Origin of the sequence: Cellulophaga baltica, from assembly GCF_018861125.1 — a bacterium.
Lineage (GTDB): Bacteria > Bacteroidota > Bacteroidia > Flavobacteriales > Flavobacteriaceae > Cellulophaga > Cellulophaga baltica_A.
The window spans coordinates 87,974-107,790 of the sequence record NZ_JAHKQN010000026.1; the positions used below are offsets into that span (position 1 = coordinate 87,974).

Sequence of the window (19,817 nt, forward strand, 5' to 3'; positions counted from 1 at the left end):
AAATTTCAATAATCTAAAATACCATTTTTTGTTTCTTAATTAGCAACCAAATAACTACGGGAGCACCTATAATACTTGTTATTGCATTTATAGGTAATACACTTTCTGAGCCTGGAAACTGTGCTATAGTATCACAAATAAGCATAATTACTGCTCCGAAAATTAATACAGCAGGGACTAATGTTTTATGATCTGTAGTGTTAAAAATTTGTCGTGTTAAATGAGGTGTGGCTAAACCTATAAATGCAATTGGCCCAGCAAATGCTGTTATAGATCCTGCTAGTAAACCAGTTGCTATAATAATAATATATCTTGATTTTTTTATTTGAATACCTAAGCTCTGTGCATAATTTTCACCCAATAAAAAAGCATTCAATGGTTTGATTGATATGATGCTTAACAGAATTCCGATACTTAAAATACCCGTTAGTAATGCTAATTGTGACCATGACAAATCTCCTAAACTACCAAAAGACCAATACGTATATTGTTGTAATTTTTCAGCTGTAGTAAAATACGATAAAACACTAACAACGGCGCCCGTAATACTACCAAACATAAGACCTATAATTAAAAGAGACATGGTGTCTTTTATTTTTATAGCGACTGATAATACAGCAAATAAAACCAAGAAACTTCCTAAACTTGAAGCTATAATTAGCGTTACATTATTATATATATCAAAAGAAAATATACTTGTAAGTAAACCTGCACCCATAATAAGCAGTGCAGCACCCAAACTAGAACCAGAGCTAATCCCTAGAACAAATGGTCCCGCTAATGGGTTTCTAAATAAGGTTTGCATTAATAAACCACTTAAGGACAAACCACTACCAACAAATATTGCAGTAAATGCCTTGGGTATTCTGTAATTCCAAATGATATAGTGCCATGATGTATTTGAGCTGTTACCAAAAAGTGTAGCAAAGGTTTCTTTTATAGGAATGAAAACTGACCCTAAACTAATATTCACAAAGAATAGCACTACTAATAGAATCACTAGAGCTAAAAAATAGAATTTATATGTTTTTGGTTGGTTCACTTATTTTAAAGGCTTAAAAAAGAAAGGTTTGTAATTAGGTAGCAATTCAGGGTGAAAAATATGAATTAAATCTTTCAAAATTAAATCGGGCTTTGTAGGCCCTAATTCATAAAATAATAAGCCGCCAGTTTCACCAATTGTACTTGCAAATGAATAAACGTTTTTATTTTTAAATGAATCAAATTGTGAGTAATGTGGACTAGAAGTTTCCATATCGCTATATGTGGTAAATTGATCAGGGGAAATCCAAAAATTAGCATGTTGCCCTTTTTCAAGCACGGTTTCCCAACTTAATGATAAACTGCCAGTTTCATTAGTGTCGTTATAAATATAAGTAGCATTAGCGTCTTTTATAAATTGTGAAGCCCAACTGTTGCCTCCTGGAGCATACCAAACATCTTTATACATAGCACCACTCAATACGGTAGGTTTTATAGTGGCCTTTTTTGCAATTGATTTAGCATCAATGTAATTTTTTTCAATGGCATTAAAAATAGAATCTCCTTTTTTTTCTAATCCGTAAAACGGTGCAATAAACTTAATCCACTCAGCTTTGCCAAGTGGAGTTTCTTCAGTCCAATCACCATTATATACCACGGGTATGTTTGCTCGTTGTATAGTGTTATAGGTTTTATTTTGATTGTTGATACTAAAACCAATTACTAAATCAGGTTGTAATTCCAATACCATTTCAGTATTGATACTCTCATTTTTTCCAATTTCTTTTACTTGCCCATTCGTTATAAGCTTGCGCGTGTTTTTCGAGGAAATATATTCAGTACTAGGAAAGCCGATTAATGATTCTTCTACTCCAAAAGATTCTAAAACAGGTATATGTGTAGTTGATGTTGCAATTATTTTATTTACAGGAGTTGTTACAATAGCATCATATTCATCTTTATTTAATGTAATATAAGGGGCTTTTTCTAATGGGATTAATGCATACTTGAAACTTTTTTCAGCATTGGGCCACGGAGAAGTAATTGTAATAATAGTAACACCAGAGGTTTGTTTTTCAATTTTAAAGCCCTTAGCATATTTAATTGTTTCACCAGAAATTTTAGGAGTAGTAGAGTTAAAAGGTGAATTTTCTATAGGTTCTTTTTTTGTTTCTTTACAAGAGAAAAGTAGTATGAAGATAATTATAGTAGTGAAAAACCTCATAAGATTAATTTTGGGTGTTTTTATAGGTAATAACGTAACAAATGTCATATTTTAAAACTGTTTAACGTACTATTTTTAATTAAAATTTTAAAATGAGAAGTAATTCAAACACCATAATTTATATAATTGCGGGTATAATTCTACTTCATTTTGTTGTTGGTATTATATGGTTGTTAATTAAACTGAATAAAAAAAAGTAACATTTTTATATTTTTTTTAGAAGCATAAAACAATATCTTCGCGCCGAATTTTGGTTCAACATTCTTTTATTTATATGTTGATTAAAAGGGAATCTAGTGAAATTCTAGAGCTGTTCCCGCAACTGTAAGCTTAGCCTTAATTGGTGGCTATCATTTCTTCAAAATACCACTGAGTTTTTACTTGGGAAGGTGAATGATAGTACGTAAGTCAGGAGACCTGCCAGATTCAAAAAACTAATGTAAAACTTTCGGGATAGAAGTTTACGTATGGGTACAGACATACTATTCTCCCGTTTATTCGATGAATCGAAATGAACAAAAAAATTTTAAATTTTTGTGCTTTAGCTTTAGCCAGTACAGGTTTGATTGCACAAGAACAACAAAAAGAAACAACAGTCCAAAAATTAGACGAAGTAGTTGTAAGTGATTCCCGTTTTGAATTGAAAAGGGAAAATTCTGGTAAGACAGTAATAAAAATTACTGAAGCGGAAATGGAGCGCAACCAAGGAAAGACGATTGCGGAAATTATCAATACCAAAAGTGGCATTGAAATTAATGGAAGTAGAAGTAGAGATGGAGAAGTTTTTGGTTTATATGTTAGAGGCGGACGTGGTAAGCAAGTTTTAGTTACTATTGATGGTGTTCGTGTTTCTGATCCTTCATCGACGTCATCTGAATACGATTTAAGATTACTTTCAACAGCTAATGTAGCATCAATTGAAATTATTAAAGGAGCGGCAAGTACACTCTATGGTACAAATGCGGCAACGGCAGTTATAAATATTACAACTAAAAAGGTGTCTGAAAAAAATATTTCAGGTAATTTTCAAAGTAGCTTAGGTACACAGCAAACCGCCAGTGATCAAAACTATAATATTTCAGAATTTACAAATAGTGCTTTAGTTAGTGGTACTGTAAGTAAATTTAATTATTCGGTGGGTTTCTCAAACAGGTATTCTGATGGACTTTCATCTTTAATAACAGAAGAAAATGAAAAAGACTTTTTTTCTAATTATAGTACGGATGTAAAATTAGGATATGAGTTTTCTGAAAAGTTTAATTTAAAAGTTTATGCTAATCAGACCAAATATAGAAGTTCATATGATGAATCGTTTGGATATTACGATGCAGATTATTTATATAACAGTGATCAAGAAAGAGTTGGTTTAGTATCAGAATATAAGTATAGTGATAATGGATCTATTCAATTAAATGCGGCTTATACAAATTATGAATCAGAGAGTGTAAGTTCTTTTCCTTCTACTTATACAGGTAATAATTATACGGCAGATATTTTCAATAAATATGTGTTTAATGATCAATTTTTTACCATTTTAGGATTAAATTATATTCAAGATGAATCTGAATTTGCAGCTACTGAAAATATTACAATTACAGACCCTTATGCAAATGTAGTATATGTATCTCCTTTCGGCTTAAATTTAAACGTAGGAGCTCGTTTTAATAATAATTCAGAATATGGTTCTCACTTAGTTTACAATGTAAATCCATCATATAGCTATAGTTTAGATAATGGTTATGTGAAAGTTCTAGGCTCATATGCTACGTCTTATATTACACCGTCACTTTCTCAATTATATGGTTTTTTTGGGGCAAATCCTGATTTAGAGCCTGAAGAGAGTGAAACTATTGAAGGAGGTTTGGAATATTCCAATGATAAATTAAGATTAAGTGCACTTTATTTTAATAGAGATGAAAACCAAACTATAATTTATGGTACGTTAGGTTATGAGAATGTTGATGGATATATTAAAGCAGAAGGAGTAGAGGTTGAACTTGATTGGTCTTTTTGTAAATCTTTTAATTTAAGTAGTAATTATACTTTTACGGAACGTACAGGTGATACTGCTATTCGTATTCCTAAGCATAAAGTAAATGCCAATTTAGCATATCAAATTTCAGATAATACAAATGCAACGTTAAGCTATGCATTTACAGGAGAACGCTATGATACTAATTTTAATACGTTTTTAAATGAGGAACTATCTTCATTTTCACTAGTTAATTTATATTTTAGTCATCAATTATTTTCAAATAAATTAAAAGTGTTTTTAAATGCTGAAAATTTATTTAATGAAGAGTATACCGAGGTAATTGGTTATACAACACGTGGTCGTAACTTTAGGTTAGGACTTAATCTAACTTTGTAATTATTACATAAATAAAAAGCATTATTTCTGACCCTTTTTTTATTTATGTAATAATACTTATTTAAATTTTAAATTTTCAGTGTCTCTTAAGTACATTTCAGCAGAAAATTTAGGTTGTTTCATGCTTTTATCAGTACGTGAAAAATTAGAGTTTTTACTAAGACTAGCTTTTCCAGTACTAGTACCCAACATATCATTTAAAGCAGCATTTAATAAGGCTTCATCAGTATCTCCAAATGCTTTTATATCTGAAGTGTATGAATATTCATCAACATAAATGTCAGGGTCGAAACCTAACGTATAATCGCTTTGACCAAGACTATTATAGATTTGAAAAACTATTGGTTGCATCCCAATAGTATGGCTGGTATTTAAATTAGAGCCACTTTCGGTATACTTAACAGAATCATCACCATCGGGCGCATCTACTACAGTGATAGAACCTTCATTTTTTCCTACAGTAGTTTCGCCAACAATAATAACCTCCATATAAGGTCTCAATCCATTAATAATCATTTCACTAGCAGAAGCTGTGCCACTACCTGTTAAAACATATAATCTACTTAACGTATTTAATCTAGTTAACACTTCAGTACCTTCAAAATCTCCATCTTTACTATAAATATAGTTTTCATCTAAAAAAGGATATGTAAAGTTTTGATCACTTCTTTTACTGTTATATTCAAGACTAGCAAAAGCATCAGAATTTGCAGTTGCGCCACCATCAATCATACTTGCTAAAATATCAGAAGTCAAAACAGATCCACCACCATTGTACCTTAAATCTAAAACAAGTTCAGTAATGCTTTGTTCATTAAAATAAGTAAAGACATCTTCTAATTCGCCGTTAAAAGTACTTGTAAAACTATTGTAAACTAAATAACCAATTTTTGTATTACTTACATCTAGCACATCAAAATAATTGATTGGATTAGAAGTAAATGTAGTTGCAGTTAATTCTACCTCACCTTCTATTGGAGTCAATTCTCCATCCACTATATCAGCAAAGCCTAAAGAAAGATTTTCTTCTGTAAATATTTTATTAATTATAGCATAATTAGTTAAAGTCATTGTTTCACCGTCAACTCTTGAAATGATATCACCTCTTTCAATACCAGCTAAATCAGCAGGAGAACCTTCATCAACATAAGCAACATATATAACTACATACTCATTATCTTCACTTACTCGAATTAAGCTTCCTGGAAAACCAATACCATAGGAGGTTGAAATACCATTAAAGCTATCTTCTTGTTCACTTATATCTTCAATATACCATGAAAAATCATCAACTACGCCTGGTTGGTAAATTAAATCATCAAACAAACCTTCGGAGGTGTTATAGCTATTTAAATATGTGTAAAAATCGTCAGTACTAGCAAAATAGTCATCATTAAGAACGGTTTGTTCTTCTTGCCATAAATACCAATGGTTTAATCCTTTCCAAATAAATTCATTAACCTCACTATCTAATGTAACCGTAACTTCTTCATTTTCTTCTTCCGTTAAATCATCATCGTTATTACAACTGGCCAAAAAAAGGAATAATACTAATAAATATAATAAGTGTTTTTTCATAAAGTGAATTTTTTCAAACAATTTACGTAAAATTATCAAATTAAAATATTGTTAATTTAAATTAGAGCTCATTTATAATGAGTGGCTTATAAGTAGTTTTACTTACATATTTGAACAAAATAAATTTTTCTTGTAACAAAAACTAAAATGTATCGTCTTCTTTGTATAAACCACATGATACTGGTTTAACAACAACCCAACCAATAATGAAACAAGTAGAATTTTTAAATGTTGTAATGCCTTTTAAAGACAAACTCTATAGGTTAGCAAAACGTTTGTTAGTCTCTAGTGAAGAAGCTGAGGATGCAACACAAGAAATATTACTAAAATTATGGACTAAAAATAATGCGATGAGCAACTATAAAAATGTAGAGGCTTTTGCGATGACAATGACTAAGAACTTTTGTTTAGACCGTTTAAAATCAAAACAAGCAGGAAATTTAAAATTAGTTCATAGTAATTATACCGATGATAATACGTCTTTACAAAAGCAAGTTGAAGCAAGTGATAGCGTAAATTGGGTTCAGAAAATAATGGAAGAATTACCAGAGCAACAAAAATTAGTTTTACAATTGAGAGATGTTGAAGAATATGAATATGATGAAATTGCAGAGATACTTGACATGCAACCCACAGCAATACGTGTAGCATTATCTAGAGCAAGGAAAACAGTTAGAGAAAAACTAGTACAAAAACATAGTTATGGAATTAAATAGTATAGAAAAATTACTAGAAAAGTATTTTGAAGCTACAACTACGGTGGCTGAAGAAAAAATTTTGCAGGCTTATTTTTCAAATGAAAATGTAGTACCGCATTTAGAAAAATATAAATCGTTATTTGCTCATTTTGCAAATGCGAAGCAAGAACAGTTTATCAAACAGATACCTTTAAATACGAGCGAATCTAAAAAGAATCGAAAATGGATGAGTGTTGCCGCTGTTGCAGTAGTGCTTTTAGGTATTTATTTTGGTAATAATTACATAGAACAGAAAAAAGCAGAGCAAGCACAAGCCGAATATGCCTATGAGCAAACAAAAAAAGCTTTGAGTTTACTTGCTGTAAACTTTAATAAGGGAACTGAAAAAGTTGCTTATTTAAAAGAATTTGAAGAAACCAAACAAAAAATTTACAATAAATAACAAACAGAAATCATGAAAAAATCACTTATAATAATTTTAATCAGTATTGTTCCCTTATTAGGATTTTCACAATCTTTCTTTGATAAATATGAAGATTCAGATAAGGTTACTTCGGTAATTGTTAGTAAAAGTATGTTCAATCTTCTAAGTAAAATTGATGTAGAGGTTGATGACCCTGACGCTAAGGATTTTATGGATATTGCTAAGAATGTAAGTAGCTTAAAAGTGTTTACTACAGAAGATAAAACTATTGGTGCTGATATGACAAAATCAGTGGATAAATATTTAAAATCAGCATCATTAGAAGAGTTAATGCGTGTAAAAGATAAAGATGCTAATGTAAAGTTTTATATAAAAAGTGGTAGAGATGAAGATCACGTAAGTGAGTTGCTAATGTTTATTACAAGCATTAAAAATGTAAGTGCTGGTGGTAGAGGCGTTGAAACTGTATTACTTTCTTTAACAGGAGACATCGATTTAAATAAAATAGGATCATTAACTAGTAAAATGAATTTACCAAAAGAGCTTAATGAAGCGGGAAAAAGAAATAATTAAAAACATCAATTAATCAATCAAAAAACGAACAATCATGAAAAAAATCACATTAATTTTAGTCTTTACAGTATTGCCATTCTTAGGGTATTCTCAATCTTTATTTGACAAATTTGAAGATATGGAGAATGTATCATCAGTAATTGTAAATAAGAGTATGATAAATCTTGTTAGTTCACTGCAACTTGGAGATGCTGATAAAGAAACACAAGACTTTTTAGATATCGCTAAAGAATTAAAAAGTTTAAAAGTATTTATTACGGAAGATAAATTAGCATCTGCTGAAATGTATGGGAGTGTAAAAAAGTATTTAAAATCTTCAAAATTAGAGGAATTGATGCGTGTGAATGACGAAGATGTAAATGTCAAATTCTATATTAAAGAAGGTAAAGACAGCAATCATGTAAAAGAATTATTAATGTTTGTTTCAGGTATTAGTAATTCTGATGTTGAAATAAAGGGTAGAAAAGTTGAAACAGTTTTATTATCACTAACAGGTGATATTGCACTAGATAAAATAGGAGCACTGACCAATAAAATGAACTTGCCTAAAGAATTAAATAAAGCAAGTAGAAGTAAATAAATAAGTATAAACTGAAAGCAAGGACAGAATGCTTGTTTCAAGAATTTATAAAATACATAATAGTATGAAAAAATATATTTTAAGTTTTGTAATAGCAGGAGTTTTATTGTTGTCTAGTTGCTCATCAAAAGAAACATTACAAGAGTATTTCGTTGCAAATACTGAGAACCCTAATTTTATATCTTTTGATTTGCCAGCAAGTTTGTTAAACATTAATAGTGATGATTTATCTGCTAAGCAAGAAGAGGCATTATCATCTTTAAAAAAACTAAATGTTTTAGCTTTTAAAAAGTCAGTAGAAAATACAGCAGATTTCACCATAGAAAAAGAAAAAGTAAAGGCGATACTAAAAGGTGAGGAGTATCAAGAATTAATGAAGATGAATACGAAATTTGGTAAAGCGACTATAAAATTTTTAGGGGACGATGAAGCTATTGATGAGATTGTTATATACGGCGACTCAAGTGATAAAGGGTTTGTTATAGTACGTGTATTGGGTAATAATATGAAGCCCGAAAACTTAATTGAATTCATAAATACATTAGAGAAATCAAATGTAGATGGTAAAAAAATAGAAAGTTTAGCAAAAATGTTTCAATAAGTATAAAAGCACTAATAAAAAAGCCCATTTCATTACGGAATGGGCTTTTTTATTATTAAAAAGTAAATAGTTATTCATTTAGGCCTAAAAAATCAAAGCAATTTCTTATTTTTCGGCAACTATTAACTAATAATATTAAATAAACACTATTAGAAATTATGCAAGAAACAACAGAAGTTATTACAGAAAGTACAAAGGTTATTACCGATAACCTTGAAGCCAGTGGCGATACTGCAAAATTATGGATGGATAAAGGTATAGACCTTGTTATGGATTTTGGGCCAAAAATATTGATGGCAGTTATCATTTACATTGTAGGGTCATGGTTAATTAAAAAAGTAGTAGGTGCGCTTCATAAAGTATTAGACAAAGGAAGTTATGATGAGTCGTTAAAGCGTTTTATCATGAACCTTTTAACTTGGGCGCTAAAAATATTCTTAATTATTATAGTAATTTCTAAACTAGGTGTTGAAACTACAAGTTTTGCAGCAGTTATTGCAGCCGCAGGTTTAGCTATAGGTCTAGCATTGCAAGGATCATTATCAAATTTTGCAGGAGGCGTTTTAATTATGATTTTCAAGCCTTACAAAATTGGAGATTTAGTTGAAGCACAAGGTGTTTTAGGAAGTGTAAAAGAAATTGAAATTTTCACTACAAAATTAATTACACCACAGAATAAATTAGCGATTGTACCAAACGGAGCAATGGCAAACGGTAATATTATTAACTATACTGCTGAAGGGCAAATGAGAGTTGATACAACAGTTGGTATTGGATATGGTGAAGATATTAAGAAAGCTAAAGAAGTGCTTTTAGCAATGTTAGTTGCTAACCCAAAAGTTTTAAAAGATCCAGCTCCATCAGTAAACGTAGAAGAGTTAGCTGATAGTTCTGTAAACTTAGCAGTACGTCCATTCTGTAAGCCAGAAGATTATTGGGATGTATATTTTGCAACTATTGAAGGTTCTAAATTAGCATTAGATGCTGCTAAAATCGAAATTCCTTACCCACATGAAGTTCAGATTAATAAATAATAATTTATTAATTATTAAGCATAAAAAAAGACCGCAATTTGCGGTCTTTTTCATTTTATAAAAACTAGTAATTAAATTCCAGTATAATTACTTGGTGTAATCTGTTTTAATTCTGTTTTAATGCTGTCAGAAACCTTTAGAGTATCAATAAAGTTTGCAATAGATTGCTGATTTATTTTCTCATTAGTTCTTGTTAGGCCTTTTAAAGCTTCATATGGGTTAGGATAAGCCTCACGCCTTAAAACTGTTTGAATAGCCTCAGCAACTACCGCCCAGTTATTTTCAAGGTCTTGTTCAAACTTCTCTTTGTTCAATAATAATTTACCTAAACCTTTTATGGTAGATTGAAAAGCGATTAAAGTGTGAGCAAAAGGTACACCAACATTTCTTAGTACAGTACTATCTGTTAAATCACGTTGTAACCTTGATACAGGTAACTTTGCAGCTAAATGCTCAAATATAGCATTAGCTATACCTAAATTACCCTCAGAGTTTTCAAAATCTATAGGGTTTACTTTGTGTGGCATTGCTGAAGAACCAACTTCGCCAGCCTTAATTTTTTGTTTAAAATAATCCATAGAAACATAGGTCCAGAAATCTCGGTCTAAGTCTAAGATTATAGTGTTAATTCTTTTTAAACCATCAAATAAAGCTGCCATATGATCATAGTGCTCAATTTGAGTTGTTGGGAATGAATGGTATAAACCTAATTTCTCTTGTACAAATTTCTTTCCGAATGCTTGCCAATCAATTGATGGGTAAGCAACTTTGTGTGCATTATAGTTTCCAGTTGCACCACCAAATTTTGCGGCACTTGGTATATTATTCAACAAATTGAATTGTTCTTTTAAACGAACTGCAAAAACTGTAATTTCTTTTCCTAGTCTAGTAGGAGACGCAGGTTGACCGTGAGTTCTAGCTAACATAGGAATAGCATCCCATTCAGACGCTAAACTTTCAATTGCAGTTAAAATATCTTGGTATTGAGGTACGTAAACATCATTCATTGCATCTTTTATAGAAAGAGGAATGGCGGTATTATTTATGTCTTGAGAGGTTAACCCGAAATGAATAAACTCTTTAAATGCTTGTAATTGCAAACCATCAAACTTATCTTTTATAAAGTATTCAACAGCTTTTACATCGTGATTTGTAGTTTTCTCAATCTCTTTAATTGCAGTCGCATCGGTTGCTGAAAAATCAGTGTAGATTTTTCGTAAAGCTTCAAAATTTGAATGGTCAAAGCTTGAAAGTTGAGGTAATGGAATTTCGCATAATGCGATAAAGTACTCAATTTCTACAAGTACACGATATTTAATCAATGCTTCTTCAGAAAAATAATCGCCTAATTTTTCTACTTTATTCCTGTAACGACCATCTATCGGTGAAATCGCATTCAAATTTGTTAATGACATGTGATAAGGATTGTTTGATTTTTTAAGCGAGTAAAGATAAGTATTCCGTAGTTGCTAAAAAATCAAAATATTACGTTTTATAATAAAGATTAAAATGTTACTTAATTTTAGCTAGAGTTAATCGAGCTCTAGCTTTGTAAGCAGCACTACCTTTTGCATAATTTTTTTCTAATATCATTTTTAATTCGGGTAATATCCAATCAAATTTACTACCTAATAATAGCAGACAGGTCATGGAGTAAGCCTGTGGCGCTACTTTGTGTTCGCCAATGAGCCAATCAAAACACGTAGCAGTTATACGCTCTAAATGAACTTCGGTTAAAGCTAATTGAGTGCTGTTTTTACCTTTTGAAAAATAGGATTTGATTAAGTATTCACAAATTTTAGCCATTGGTCGTACAGATGGTTGTAAATAAACAGTTCCTATTTTTGAAGTAAAAGTATCTAAATAAGGAAAAATATAGGGCAAATGTACTTTTGCTGTAAATTCTAGTACCCAACAAGCTCTAGAAGAGATAGGGTCATCAATAGAAAATGCTATTTCCAGTAAGGGTGTAATTATTTCAGGATTAGCTAAAGCTAAATTTGCCATTTGAGTTCTTTTCTCTCTCGAATGGTTTACATGGCTTAAAGATTGATATAATTCCTCTTTAATCAATTTTTATAAGTTTTTATAAGATCATCAATAATACCTGGTACACCATTTACTGCAGTTTTAGAAATAATAGTTAAGTTGTTGAAACTATTTTTGCTAACACTTGGTTTAGGGTCTATAAAATAGATTGGAGTATTGGGTTTTACAAAGTTCACCAAACTTGCAGCAGGGTATACTTGCATTGAAGTTCCGATTATAATTAGGATATCAGCCTTTTCTGTAATTTCAATAGCTTTTTCGAGCATAGGAACCTCTTCTCCAAACCAAACAATATGAGGGCGTAATTGGTGTCCGTTAGGGCATAAATCACCCATAAAAATGTCATTTTCACAATCTGTGATAGATTTGTCAATGTCACCTTTAGTGCTTTTAGCTTTTAATAATTCCCCATGTAAATGCATAATATTTTTGCTGTTGGCTCTTTCATGTAAATCATCAACATTTTGGGTGATAATCGTGGTATCAAAATACGTATCTAGTTTAGCTAAAGCTAAATGTGCTTTGTTAGGTAAGACCTGTAAAAGTTGTTTTCTGCGTTGATTGTAAAAATCTAAAACAAGTTCTGGGTTATTAGTAAAACCTTGTGGTGAAGCAACCTCCATTACATCATGGCCTTCCCAAAGTCCGTCGGCATCTCTAAAAGTTTTAATGCCACTTTCGGCACTTATTCCTGCTCCTGTTAAAACAACTATTTTTTTCATAATTGAAATTGATGTTGTTGTAAAAATATACAATTTTGATTTTTTATTATCTTCGAATTATGATTGATTTGAAACTTTTAAATTATTTAGAAGATTTTTTAACTGAAGAACGTAAAGAGCGTTTTGCTAAAGTGTTAGAAAATAGAACAAACCAAATTACGGTTGCAGTTGAAGATGTGTATCAAATGCATAATGCAAGTGCTGTAATTAGAACTTGTGATGTTTTTGGAGTGCAAGAAGCGCATATAATAGAGTTGAGAAATAGTAATGAGTTAGATGATGAAATAGCTATGGGCTCACAAAAATGGGTGAATGTGCATAAATATGATAGTACAGCTAGTTGTATTGATACCTTGAAAAATAAAGGATATAAAATAATTGCAACCACACCGCATAATGACTCATGTTTGTTGGATGATTTTGAATTTGATGGAAAAACAGCGTTGTTTTTTGGTACAGAAAAAACAGGTTTAAGTGATGAGGTTTTAGCAAAAGCCGATAGTTATTTAAAAATACCAATGGTAGGCTTTACAGAAAGCTTAAATATATCTGTTTCTACAGCAATATTATTACAAAGCTTAACTACAAAATTAAAAAGAGAAACTAATAACTGGGAGTTATCTGCAGGTGAGAAGCTTGCTACTCGATTACAATGGGCAAAAAACTCCATAAAAAGTGGAAAAGAAATTGTTGCGCGTTATTATGAAGAGGAAGAGGCTCAGAATAATTAAATATTAAAAATAGAAGCTTCAGCTCTTGCACAAAATCGAATCGGTAGTATTGTTGTTCCTATACCTTTTGAAACATACATTTTAGTGTTTTTTAGTTTGTACCAACCTTTTAAAAACCGACCGCTTCCGCTTGGTTTGTATATTTCTAAACCAAAAAAGGTAACTTGGCCACCGTGCGTATGCCCAGACAAAATCATTTTGATAGGTAGGTTTTCTTTTTCGTTAATAATAGCTATTTCATCAGAATACTCAGGGCAGTGATTTAATACGACAGTATCCAATGACTTATCGACATTTAGGATTGCTTTATTAAAGTTAGCGTTTCCCGTTAAAAAATCATCAATACCAATAAGATTAATTCGTCGGGTATTTTTAGTATAAACATGATTTTCATTAACTAATACAGTGCCGTTATATTTTTTAAATAGATTTCTATAATCTTCAAGAGGAACTTTACCGTCATATTCTTTATTTCCTAAAATGACAACTTTAAAAATATCAGGATTTAATAGTTTTAAAAAACCTTCTAGTAGATGGAGTCTTTTGTAGCTAGTAATGCTGTCACCGGTAAATGCAATTATGTCCGGTTCTTCTTTTGCTATTTTAGCGGCAATAGTTTTATGAAAATACTTTATCTCTCTTAAATGAAGATCTGTAAGCTGAACAATTTTAATCGTATTTTCCCCTTTATTAGAAAGATCAAATTTAGTCCAGTCGATAATATATTTTTCAAACCAATAACTATCAATATAAATAAAAGTGAATAAGCCTAATAAACTTAATGATAGTTTTTTAACAAATTTTCTTCTATTCATTTTAAAGACTTTATAATTTTAATTCTAAGTTTTAAAACTTAAAAAAAGCCTTATTTTTTTCTGTTTAGAACTTTAAAGTCTTCATAACAGCCACTAATAGCATCTAAAATTTGTAAGTCGTTCGCTGTAAGTATAAATGATTTTGAGTAGTTGCAATTGGTTAAAATATCTTCAATATCAACCTTTTCAATGTGTAAAAGCTCAATTAAAGTTTCTCTGTCAAATTTAGAAGCTAATAAATCTTTAATAGCATCATCTTCTTTAACCTTTCTTAATTTTTTCATCTGATTCGGTTTTTTTCCGAATAGATTCCGTAGTAAATCTGCAGGGTTTAAAATGGCTCCTAATACTTTGGTAACAGCACTAGGACTCTTCTTGCGAGCTTCATATCCTGTATTTAAACCTGAGATGCTGTATTGGTAAGAATCATTTATAGGTAGGTTTTTAACGTCTATTTCTAAATAACCTGTAAGTTCATATGGTGTAACAATAACTTCCTCTAAAGCGTAAGCAAGTTCTGTTAATGTAATTTTTGTGTCTTTAAATTTCATCATATCACTACTAACACGGACTTTCTGAGATTTAAAACCTAGGTAACTAAAGTATAAAGTATCATTTACAGAAGCCATGATACTAAACTCACCTTTTTCGTTAGTAATAGTACCTTTTACTTTATTTAAATTTATAATATGTACACTTTCCAATGCTGATGCATCTTGTGCATTTACTACTAAAGCATTAATCAATTGCCCTTCGTCTTCAATTTCATCATTGTCTTGAGCAAAGCTTATTGTGGTCAGTAGTAAAAATAAACAGTGTAGTAAATATTTTTTCATTTATGTAATATAAGACTCTAAAAATAGTAAACAAAATAAAAAAATACGCCGAAGCGTATTTTTTAATATGAAATTAACTAAAAGTATCTTTTAAAAAAAGCCACCTCTACGTTTGCTCTTACTACCACTTGAGTTAGAATCTCTGTTGCCACCTCTTGAACCAGAGTTAGAACCAGATCTTCTTCTTCCGCCGTCACCACCGTAACCACCTTTTGATGAAGATGATCTTTCACGACGTCTTCCGCCACCGCCATCGCGTCTTCCGCCACTACGATTTCTACGACCTCCGCCACCACCTGGGTTGCTAGAAATCTCAACGTTTACAAAACGACCATCAACTTTAAAATCTTTAAAAGTTGCTAAAATTTTAGGTGTAATAGCTGCATCAGTATTAAAGAAAGAGAAACTTTCTTTTACATCTACTTTAAATATATCATCTTGACCAAGCTCTAGTGTATCTCTTAAGAAATCTTTTAAAGACATCCAGTCGTGATCATCTTTTTCACCTACATTGATAAAGTAACGAACTGAACCACTTGTTGGAATTTCTCCTGGTTTTGTGTTACTTCTGTCTGCTCTATCACCACGATCAGCACCTGAGTTTATATCTCGTGTTTTGTTATAATAATCAAAGAAACGAGTAAACTCAACTGAAACCATTTTCTTAATTAATTCTTCACGCTCAACGCCTTCAAAAATTTCATTAATAGCAGGAAGATAAGATTCAACTTCAGGATTAACTTCAGTTTCTTTTATCTTATTAGCTAAATGGTGTAATTGTATCTCACAAATTTCCATTCCTGTTGGAACTTTCTTTGAAAGAAACTTTTGATTGATTTTATTTTCAATCGCTTTAATTTTTCTAAGCTCACTTCTGGTAACAATAACCATTGAAGTTCCTGTTTTACCGGCTCTACCAGTACGACCACTACGGTGCGTATATGTTTCAATTTCGTCAGGTAATTGGTAGTTAATTACGTGAGTTACATCATCAACATCAATACCACGGGCAGCAACATCAGTAGCAACTAACATTTGAATTTGCTTTTTACGGAAAGCGTTCATTACCAAATCTCTTTGGTTTTGACTTAAATCACCGTGTAATGCACCTGCGTTGTAACCGTCTTCAATTAAGTTTTCGGCAACTTTTTGCGTATCTCTTTTTGTTCTACAGAAAATTACTGAAAAGATATCAGGATTTGTATCTGCTAATCTTTTTAAAGCAGGGTATCTATCTCTACCACCAACTACATAGTACTCATGTTGTACTGTTGATGCACCAGAATTCTTTGTTCCTACAGTAATTTCTTGAGGAGAATTCATGAATTTTTTAGCAATAGTAGCTACTTCTCTAGGCATAGTTGCAGAGAACAACCATGTATTTTTATCTTTAGGAGTGTCTGATAAGATTTCTTTGATATCTTCAAAGAATCCCATGTTTAACATTTCATCAGCCTCATCTAATACACAGTAGTCAATTTTTGTAATATCAACTAAACCACGGCTCATCATATCTTTCATACGGCCAGGAGTTGCTACAACTATTTGAGCTCCACGTTTTATTTGTCTTGCTTGATCAGTAATACTTGCTCCACCATAAATAGCAACAACGTTAACATTTCTTTCATATTTAGAGTATGCTTGCATTTCTTTGGTAATTTGCAAACAAAGCTCACGTGTAGGTGATAATATTAACCCTTGTGTAGTTCTACTATTAGGGTCAATTTTCTGAATTAATGGGAAACCAAAAGCGGCAGTTTTACCTGTTCCTGTTTGTGCAAGAGCAACTAAATCTGTGTCTTCACCTAATAAAATTGGGATTGCTTTTTCTTGTACGTCTGATGGAGTTTCAAACCCCATGTCTGTAATAGCGTCTAGTAAGGACTTTTGTAGTCCCAGCGCTTCAAATTTTGTCATAAATATGTTATTCTTAATCGCAAATATGTCTGTTGCATAGAGCGATTATTTTCTATAACCTATCAAACTCAGCGCAACACATGCTATACCAGCGGCGTTATTTAAAGCTGCAAAGGTACTATTAATTTATGTATTAGCCTTGTATATAGGGTTTTATTTTATATGTGAAGTTGTATAATGTGTTAAATTGGTCTTTATTATTTTGTAAGGTAGCTAATTAGCTGTTGTATAGCCTTACCTCGATGGCTTATTTTGTTTTTTACTTCAATAGGTAATTCTGCAAAAGTTTTAGAATATCCTGTGGGTTTAAATATAGGGTCGTAGCCAAACCCTTCAATGCCTTGTCTGTCTTTTGTGATTTCACCGGTGGCAGTACCGTTGAAAATAATTTGATTACTATTTATATTAAGTGCAATACAAGTTGTAAAAGCAGCATTTCTATTCTTCTTATTTTCTAACTCTTTTAATAATTTATCAATATTGTCATTTGAGTTTTTTTGTTCACCTGCATATCTAGCAGAAAAAACGCCTGGTGCACCATTTAAACTATCTACTAATAAACCAGTATCATCGGCAAAACAGTTATAACCATAATTTTTAGTTACAAAGTCAGCTTTTATTTTTGCGTTGCCTTCAAGTGTAGTTGCTGTTTCAGGAATTTCTTCATGGCAACCAATATCAGTTAAAGAAAGTATTTTAATATTTGCAGGAATTAGTAGTTGTACTTCCTTAACTTTATTCTGGTTGTGTGTAGCAAAAACAAGTTCCATAATTTATGGTATAAATAAATTCAAAAATAGTATTTTAATCTTTTATATATTTATCAAATGCATTTAAAAATTCCGCCTTTTTTTGTGACACTAATTACAGTGCTCTTAATGTATGTTTTAGCCTACGTATTGCCTTTCGGAAATTTTGTTTTCACAGGTCAAAAGTATTTAATGTATTTACTTTTAGGTTTGGGTAGCGTTATTGGCTTTGTGTCACTAGTTCAATTCTATGCTAAGAAAACAACAATTAACCCTAAAAAGCTAAATGGAGCATCAACTTTAGTGATATCTGGTTTGTATAAATACTCTCGCAATCCAATGTATTTAGGCATTTTGTTATTTCTTTTAGCATGGAGTCTGTATTTGAGTAATGCATTTAATATTTTGTTGGTGGCAGGTTTTGTATCCTATATGAACAAATTTCAAATAACACCTGAAGAAACTGCTTTAGAAAAACTTTTTGGAAAAGAATATAAGTTTTATAAGAAAAGTGTGCGTAGGTGGTTTTAAATATTAGTCTTTTGGCTAATATTTACACATATTAGCTATTTAACTTATATTTTAATATATTAGCGTTTTAGCTTATAAATATGAAGGCAGTAATTACTGGAGATATTATAAATTCAGAGCACCATGAAGTGAGTGCGTGGATGAACACTTTAAAAGAATACCTTTCAAATTTTGGAGAAACCCCAAAAGATTGGGAAGTGTATAGAGGTGATGAGTTTCAATTGAAAATAGAAGCAGATATAGCTTTAGAGTGTGCAGTAGGGTTAAAAGCAAAAATAAAGGAAACTAAGGGTTTAGATGTGAGAATGGGAATTGGCCTTGGTGAAGAAACATATGAGGCTAAAACAGTGAGTGAATCAAACGGAGAAGCGTATCAATTTTCAGGTCGCGTGTTTGAAAAATTAAAAGAACAAAAGTTAAGTTTGGCAATTGCAACATCAAACAATGAGGTAAATGAGACTTTAAATTTAATATTTAAACTAGCTTTAGATTTTATGGATGATTGGAGTCCTGTTTCTGCTGAAATTATAGCCAATTCATTAGATAATCCCGATATGCAACAACAAGAAATTGCTGATAAATTAGGAGTGCAACAATCGGCTATTAGTCAGCGTCAAAAAAGAGCAAGGTTAGACTTGGTGCATCAAGTTTTAAATTTTTACAAAACAACATTAACCAAACATTTAAAATGATACTATTTATAAAACTTTTTTTGGCACATCTTATAGGTGATTTTATGTTGCAACCTACCAAATGGGTTGTTGGTAAAGAAGATAAGAAAGTGAAGTCTAAATATCTTTATTATCACGTTTTGTTGCATTTTTTGCTAGCGATGCTTTTGTTGTGGAATTTAAGTTATTGGAAAATAGGATTGGTAGTTTTGATGAGTCATTATGCGATAGATACTCTAAAACTATATGTAAATCATAAATTTAAAAATAAAAGTATTCCATTTTTTATAGATCAATTATTGCATGTGTTGGTTTTATATGTGTGTGCTTATTATGGTGGTGTTATAGAGCATACTTGGGCATTAGTAGAAAGTATTGATATAAAGCTAGTAACAGCATTTGTATTTGTGAGTTTTCCAACCGCAGTTATAATCGGTAAGTTGTTAGAGGGTATGTCAAAATATATAGAAGATGATCATGAATCGTTACCAAATGCAGGTATGTATATTGGTATTATTGAACGTTTTTTTGTATTGGCATTTATCTTATTGGGTAGGTGGGAAGTAATAGGTTTTTTAATTGCTGCAAAATCAGTTTTTAGATTTAATGATTTAAAAGAAAGTAATAGTAGAGAATTAACTGAATATATATTAATAGGAACACTTCTTAGTTTTGGAATTGCAATTTTAACAGGTGTGATTTATTTGAATTTTTAATTATGAATTTTTAAA

General features: G+C 31.0%; 21 protein-coding genes and 1 riboswitch. Of the genes, 11 read left to right on the forward strand and 10 right to left on the reverse strand.

Features of this window, described 5'->3' with window-relative positions; genetic code table 11:
- Positions 1–13 precede the first annotated feature (13 nt).
- Positions 14–1,042 carry a FecCD family ABC transporter permease gene (locus KO500_RS13265; RefSeq protein WP_215957037.1) on the reverse strand — a complete coding sequence of 343 codons (1,029 nt, stop codon included), beginning with the start codon at positions 1,040–1,042 and terminating at the stop codon, positions 14–16.
- A complete protein-coding gene (locus KO500_RS13270) occupies positions 1,043–2,206 on the reverse strand; it encodes an ABC transporter substrate-binding protein (RefSeq protein ID WP_215957038.1) in 1,164 nt (387 codons plus the stop codon).
- A 234-nt stretch (positions 2,207–2,440) separates the two neighbouring features.
- Positions 2,441–2,645, forward strand: a riboswitch (cobalamin riboswitch).
- A gap of 72 nt (positions 2,646–2,717) precedes the next feature.
- Between KO500_RS13270 and KO500_RS13275 the strand changes: the two genes are divergently transcribed.
- Positions 2,718–4,577 carry a TonB-dependent receptor plug domain-containing protein gene (locus KO500_RS13275; protein ID WP_215957039.1) on the forward strand — a complete coding sequence of 620 codons (1,860 nt, stop codon included), beginning with the start codon at positions 2,718–2,720 and terminating at the stop codon, positions 4,575–4,577.
- A 57-nt stretch (positions 4,578–4,634) separates the two neighbouring features.
- On the opposite strand, the gene KO500_RS13280 is transcribed toward KO500_RS13275, so the two are convergent.
- Positions 4,635–6,155 carry a S41 family peptidase gene (locus tag KO500_RS13280; RefSeq protein ID WP_215957040.1) on the reverse strand — a complete coding sequence of 507 codons (1,521 nt, stop codon included), beginning with the start codon at positions 6,153–6,155 and terminating at the stop codon, positions 4,635–4,637.
- 206 nt (positions 6,156–6,361) lie between these two features.
- Between KO500_RS13280 and KO500_RS13285 the strand changes: the two genes are divergently transcribed.
- From KO500_RS13285 to KO500_RS13310, 6 genes are all read left to right on the forward strand, one after another.
- Complete coding sequence (locus tag KO500_RS13285; protein WP_215957041.1) at positions 6,362–6,871, forward strand: RNA polymerase sigma factor; 510 nt, start codon at positions 6,362–6,364, stop codon at positions 6,869–6,871.
- The gene (locus KO500_RS13290; protein ID WP_215957042.1) at positions 6,858–7,295 is read left to right on the forward strand and encodes a hypothetical protein; all 438 of its coding nucleotides are present in this window, start codon (positions 6,858–6,860) and stop codon (positions 7,293–7,295) included. Before KO500_RS13285 ends, KO500_RS13290 begins: the two co-directional genes overlap by 14 nt.
- Before the next feature lie 12 nt (positions 7,296–7,307).
- Positions 7,308–7,850 (forward strand): DUF4252 domain-containing protein, encoded by a 543-nt coding sequence (locus tag KO500_RS13295; RefSeq protein ID WP_215957043.1) that lies wholly within the window; start codon positions 7,308–7,310, stop codon positions 7,848–7,850.
- A gap of 34 nt (positions 7,851–7,884) precedes the next feature.
- Positions 7,885–8,430: a DUF4252 domain-containing protein gene (locus KO500_RS13300; protein WP_215957044.1), complete on the forward strand. Its 546-nt coding sequence runs from the start codon at positions 7,885–7,887 to the stop codon at positions 8,428–8,430.
- Between the two features lie 64 nt (positions 8,431–8,494).
- Positions 8,495–9,031, forward strand: a complete 537-nt coding sequence (locus KO500_RS13305; protein WP_215957045.1) for a DUF4252 domain-containing protein — start codon at positions 8,495–8,497, stop codon at positions 9,029–9,031.
- 158 nt (positions 9,032–9,189) lie between these two features.
- Positions 9,190–10,065: a mechanosensitive ion channel domain-containing protein gene (locus KO500_RS13310; RefSeq protein WP_215957046.1), complete on the forward strand. Its 876-nt coding sequence runs from the start codon at positions 9,190–9,192 to the stop codon at positions 10,063–10,065.
- Between the two features lie 71 nt (positions 10,066–10,136).
- On the opposite strand, the gene purB is transcribed toward KO500_RS13310, so the two are convergent.
- From purB to KO500_RS13325, 3 genes are all read right to left on the reverse strand, one after another.
- Positions 10,137–11,480 (reverse strand): adenylosuccinate lyase, encoded by a 1,344-nt coding sequence (purB, locus tag KO500_RS13315; RefSeq protein WP_215957047.1) that lies wholly within the window; start codon positions 11,478–11,480, stop codon positions 10,137–10,139.
- Between the two features lie 97 nt (positions 11,481–11,577).
- The gene (locus tag KO500_RS13320) at positions 11,578–12,138 is read right to left on the reverse strand and encodes an adenylosuccinate lyase (RefSeq protein WP_215957048.1); all 561 of its coding nucleotides are present in this window, start codon (positions 12,136–12,138) and stop codon (positions 11,578–11,580) included.
- Positions 12,135–12,836: an SIR2 family NAD-dependent protein deacylase gene (locus tag KO500_RS13325; protein WP_215957049.1), complete on the reverse strand. Its 702-nt coding sequence runs from the start codon at positions 12,834–12,836 to the stop codon at positions 12,135–12,137. The genes KO500_RS13320 and KO500_RS13325 overlap by 4 nt, the downstream gene beginning before the upstream one ends.
- A gap of 59 nt (positions 12,837–12,895) precedes the next feature.
- Here KO500_RS13325 and KO500_RS13330 point away from each other — a divergent pair, with 59 nt between their 5' ends.
- A complete protein-coding gene (locus KO500_RS13330; protein ID WP_215957050.1) occupies positions 12,896–13,567 on the forward strand; it encodes a TrmH family RNA methyltransferase in 672 nt (223 codons plus the stop codon).
- On the opposite strand, the gene KO500_RS13335 is transcribed toward KO500_RS13330, so the two are convergent.
- The 4 genes from KO500_RS13335 to KO500_RS13350 form a co-directional block, all read right to left on the reverse strand.
- Positions 13,564–14,382, reverse strand: a complete 819-nt coding sequence (locus KO500_RS13335) for a metallophosphoesterase (protein ID WP_215957051.1) — start codon at positions 14,380–14,382, stop codon at positions 13,564–13,566. The genes KO500_RS13330 and KO500_RS13335 overlap by 4 nt on opposite strands.
- A 50-nt stretch (positions 14,383–14,432) precedes the next feature.
- Positions 14,433–15,218 carry a carboxypeptidase-like regulatory domain-containing protein gene (locus KO500_RS13340; RefSeq protein ID WP_215957052.1) on the reverse strand — a complete coding sequence of 262 codons (786 nt, stop codon included), beginning with the start codon at positions 15,216–15,218 and terminating at the stop codon, positions 14,433–14,435.
- Between the two features lie 90 nt (positions 15,219–15,308).
- Entirely contained in the window at positions 15,309–17,135 is a 1,827-nt protein-coding gene (locus KO500_RS13345; protein WP_215957053.1) for a DEAD/DEAH box helicase, read from the reverse strand.
- A gap of 197 nt (positions 17,136–17,332) precedes the next feature.
- Positions 17,333–17,905, reverse strand: a complete 573-nt coding sequence (locus KO500_RS13350; RefSeq protein ID WP_215957054.1) for a non-canonical purine NTP diphosphatase — start codon at positions 17,903–17,905, stop codon at positions 17,333–17,335.
- A 57-nt stretch (positions 17,906–17,962) separates the two neighbouring features.
- On the opposite strand from KO500_RS13350, the gene KO500_RS13355 reads away from it, so the two are divergent.
- The 3 genes from KO500_RS13355 (at position 17,963) to KO500_RS13365 (ending at position 19,802) form a co-directional block, all read left to right on the forward strand.
- Positions 17,963–18,415, forward strand: coding sequence for a methyltransferase family protein (locus KO500_RS13355; RefSeq protein ID WP_215957055.1), 453 nt, complete (start codon positions 17,963–17,965; stop codon positions 18,413–18,415).
- Between the two features lie 80 nt (positions 18,416–18,495).
- On the forward strand, positions 18,496–19,107 hold the full coding sequence (locus KO500_RS13360) for a SatD family protein (RefSeq protein WP_215957056.1): 612 nt from the start codon (positions 18,496–18,498) through the stop codon (positions 19,105–19,107).
- Positions 19,104–19,802, forward strand: a complete 699-nt coding sequence (locus tag KO500_RS13365; RefSeq protein ID WP_215957057.1) for a DUF3307 domain-containing protein — start codon at positions 19,104–19,106, stop codon at positions 19,800–19,802. The genes KO500_RS13360 and KO500_RS13365 overlap by 4 nt, the downstream gene beginning before the upstream one ends.
- Positions 19,803–19,817: the final 15 nt, after the last annotated feature.

What these genes read in the sequence shown, in the direction of transcription:
- KO500_RS13310 (WP_215957046.1), top strand. Translation starts at nt 9,190, where the DNA reads ATGCAAGAAACAACAGAAGTTATTACAGAAAGTACAAAGGTTATTACC.
- KO500_RS13330 (WP_215957050.1), top strand. Translation starts at nt 12,896, where the DNA reads ATGATTGATTTGAAACTTTTAAATTATTTAGAAGATTTTTTAACTGAA.
- KO500_RS13285 (WP_215957041.1), top strand. Translation starts at nt 6,362, where the DNA reads ATGAAACAAGTAGAATTTTTAAATGTTGTAATGCCTTTTAAAGACAAA.
- KO500_RS13305 (WP_215957045.1), top strand. Translation starts at nt 8,495, where the DNA reads ATGAAAAAATATATTTTAAGTTTTGTAATAGCAGGAGTTTTATTGTTG.
- KO500_RS13335 (WP_215957051.1), bottom strand. Translation starts at nt 14,382, where the DNA reads ATGAATAGAAGAAAATTTGTTAAAAAACTATCATTAAGTTTATTAGGC.
- KO500_RS13360 (WP_215957056.1), top strand. Translation starts at nt 18,496, where the DNA reads ATGAAGGCAGTAATTACTGGAGATATTATAAATTCAGAGCACCATGAA.
- KO500_RS13340 (WP_215957052.1), bottom strand. Translation starts at nt 15,218, where the DNA reads ATGAAAAAATATTTACTACACTGTTTATTTTTACTACTGACCACAATA.
- KO500_RS13275 (WP_215957039.1), top strand. Translation starts at nt 2,718, where the DNA reads ATGAACAAAAAAATTTTAAATTTTTGTGCTTTAGCTTTAGCCAGTACA.
- KO500_RS13355 (WP_215957055.1), top strand. Translation starts at nt 17,963, where the DNA reads ATGCATTTAAAAATTCCGCCTTTTTTTGTGACACTAATTACAGTGCTC.
- KO500_RS13350 (WP_215957054.1), bottom strand. Translation starts at nt 17,905, where the DNA reads ATGGAACTTGTTTTTGCTACACACAACCAGAATAAAGTTAAGGAAGTA.
- purB (WP_215957047.1), bottom strand. Translation starts at nt 11,480, where the DNA reads ATGTCATTAACAAATTTGAATGCGATTTCACCGATAGATGGTCGTTAC.
- KO500_RS13280 (WP_215957040.1), bottom strand. Translation starts at nt 6,155, where the DNA reads ATGAAAAAACACTTATTATATTTATTAGTATTATTCCTTTTTTTGGCC.
- KO500_RS13365 (WP_215957057.1), top strand. Translation starts at nt 19,104, where the DNA reads ATGATACTATTTATAAAACTTTTTTTGGCACATCTTATAGGTGATTTT.
- KO500_RS13345 (WP_215957053.1), bottom strand. Translation starts at nt 17,135, where the DNA reads ATGACAAAATTTGAAGCGCTGGGACTACAAAAGTCCTTACTAGACGCT.
- KO500_RS13300 (WP_215957044.1), top strand. Translation starts at nt 7,885, where the DNA reads ATGAAAAAAATCACATTAATTTTAGTCTTTACAGTATTGCCATTCTTA.
- KO500_RS13295 (WP_215957043.1), top strand. Translation starts at nt 7,308, where the DNA reads ATGAAAAAATCACTTATAATAATTTTAATCAGTATTGTTCCCTTATTA.
- KO500_RS13290 (WP_215957042.1), top strand. Translation starts at nt 6,858, where the DNA reads ATGGAATTAAATAGTATAGAAAAATTACTAGAAAAGTATTTTGAAGCT.
- KO500_RS13270 (WP_215957038.1), bottom strand. Translation starts at nt 2,206, where the DNA reads ATGAGGTTTTTCACTACTATAATTATCTTCATACTACTTTTCTCTTGT.
- KO500_RS13325 (WP_215957049.1), bottom strand. Translation starts at nt 12,836, where the DNA reads ATGAAAAAAATAGTTGTTTTAACAGGAGCAGGAATAAGTGCCGAAAGT.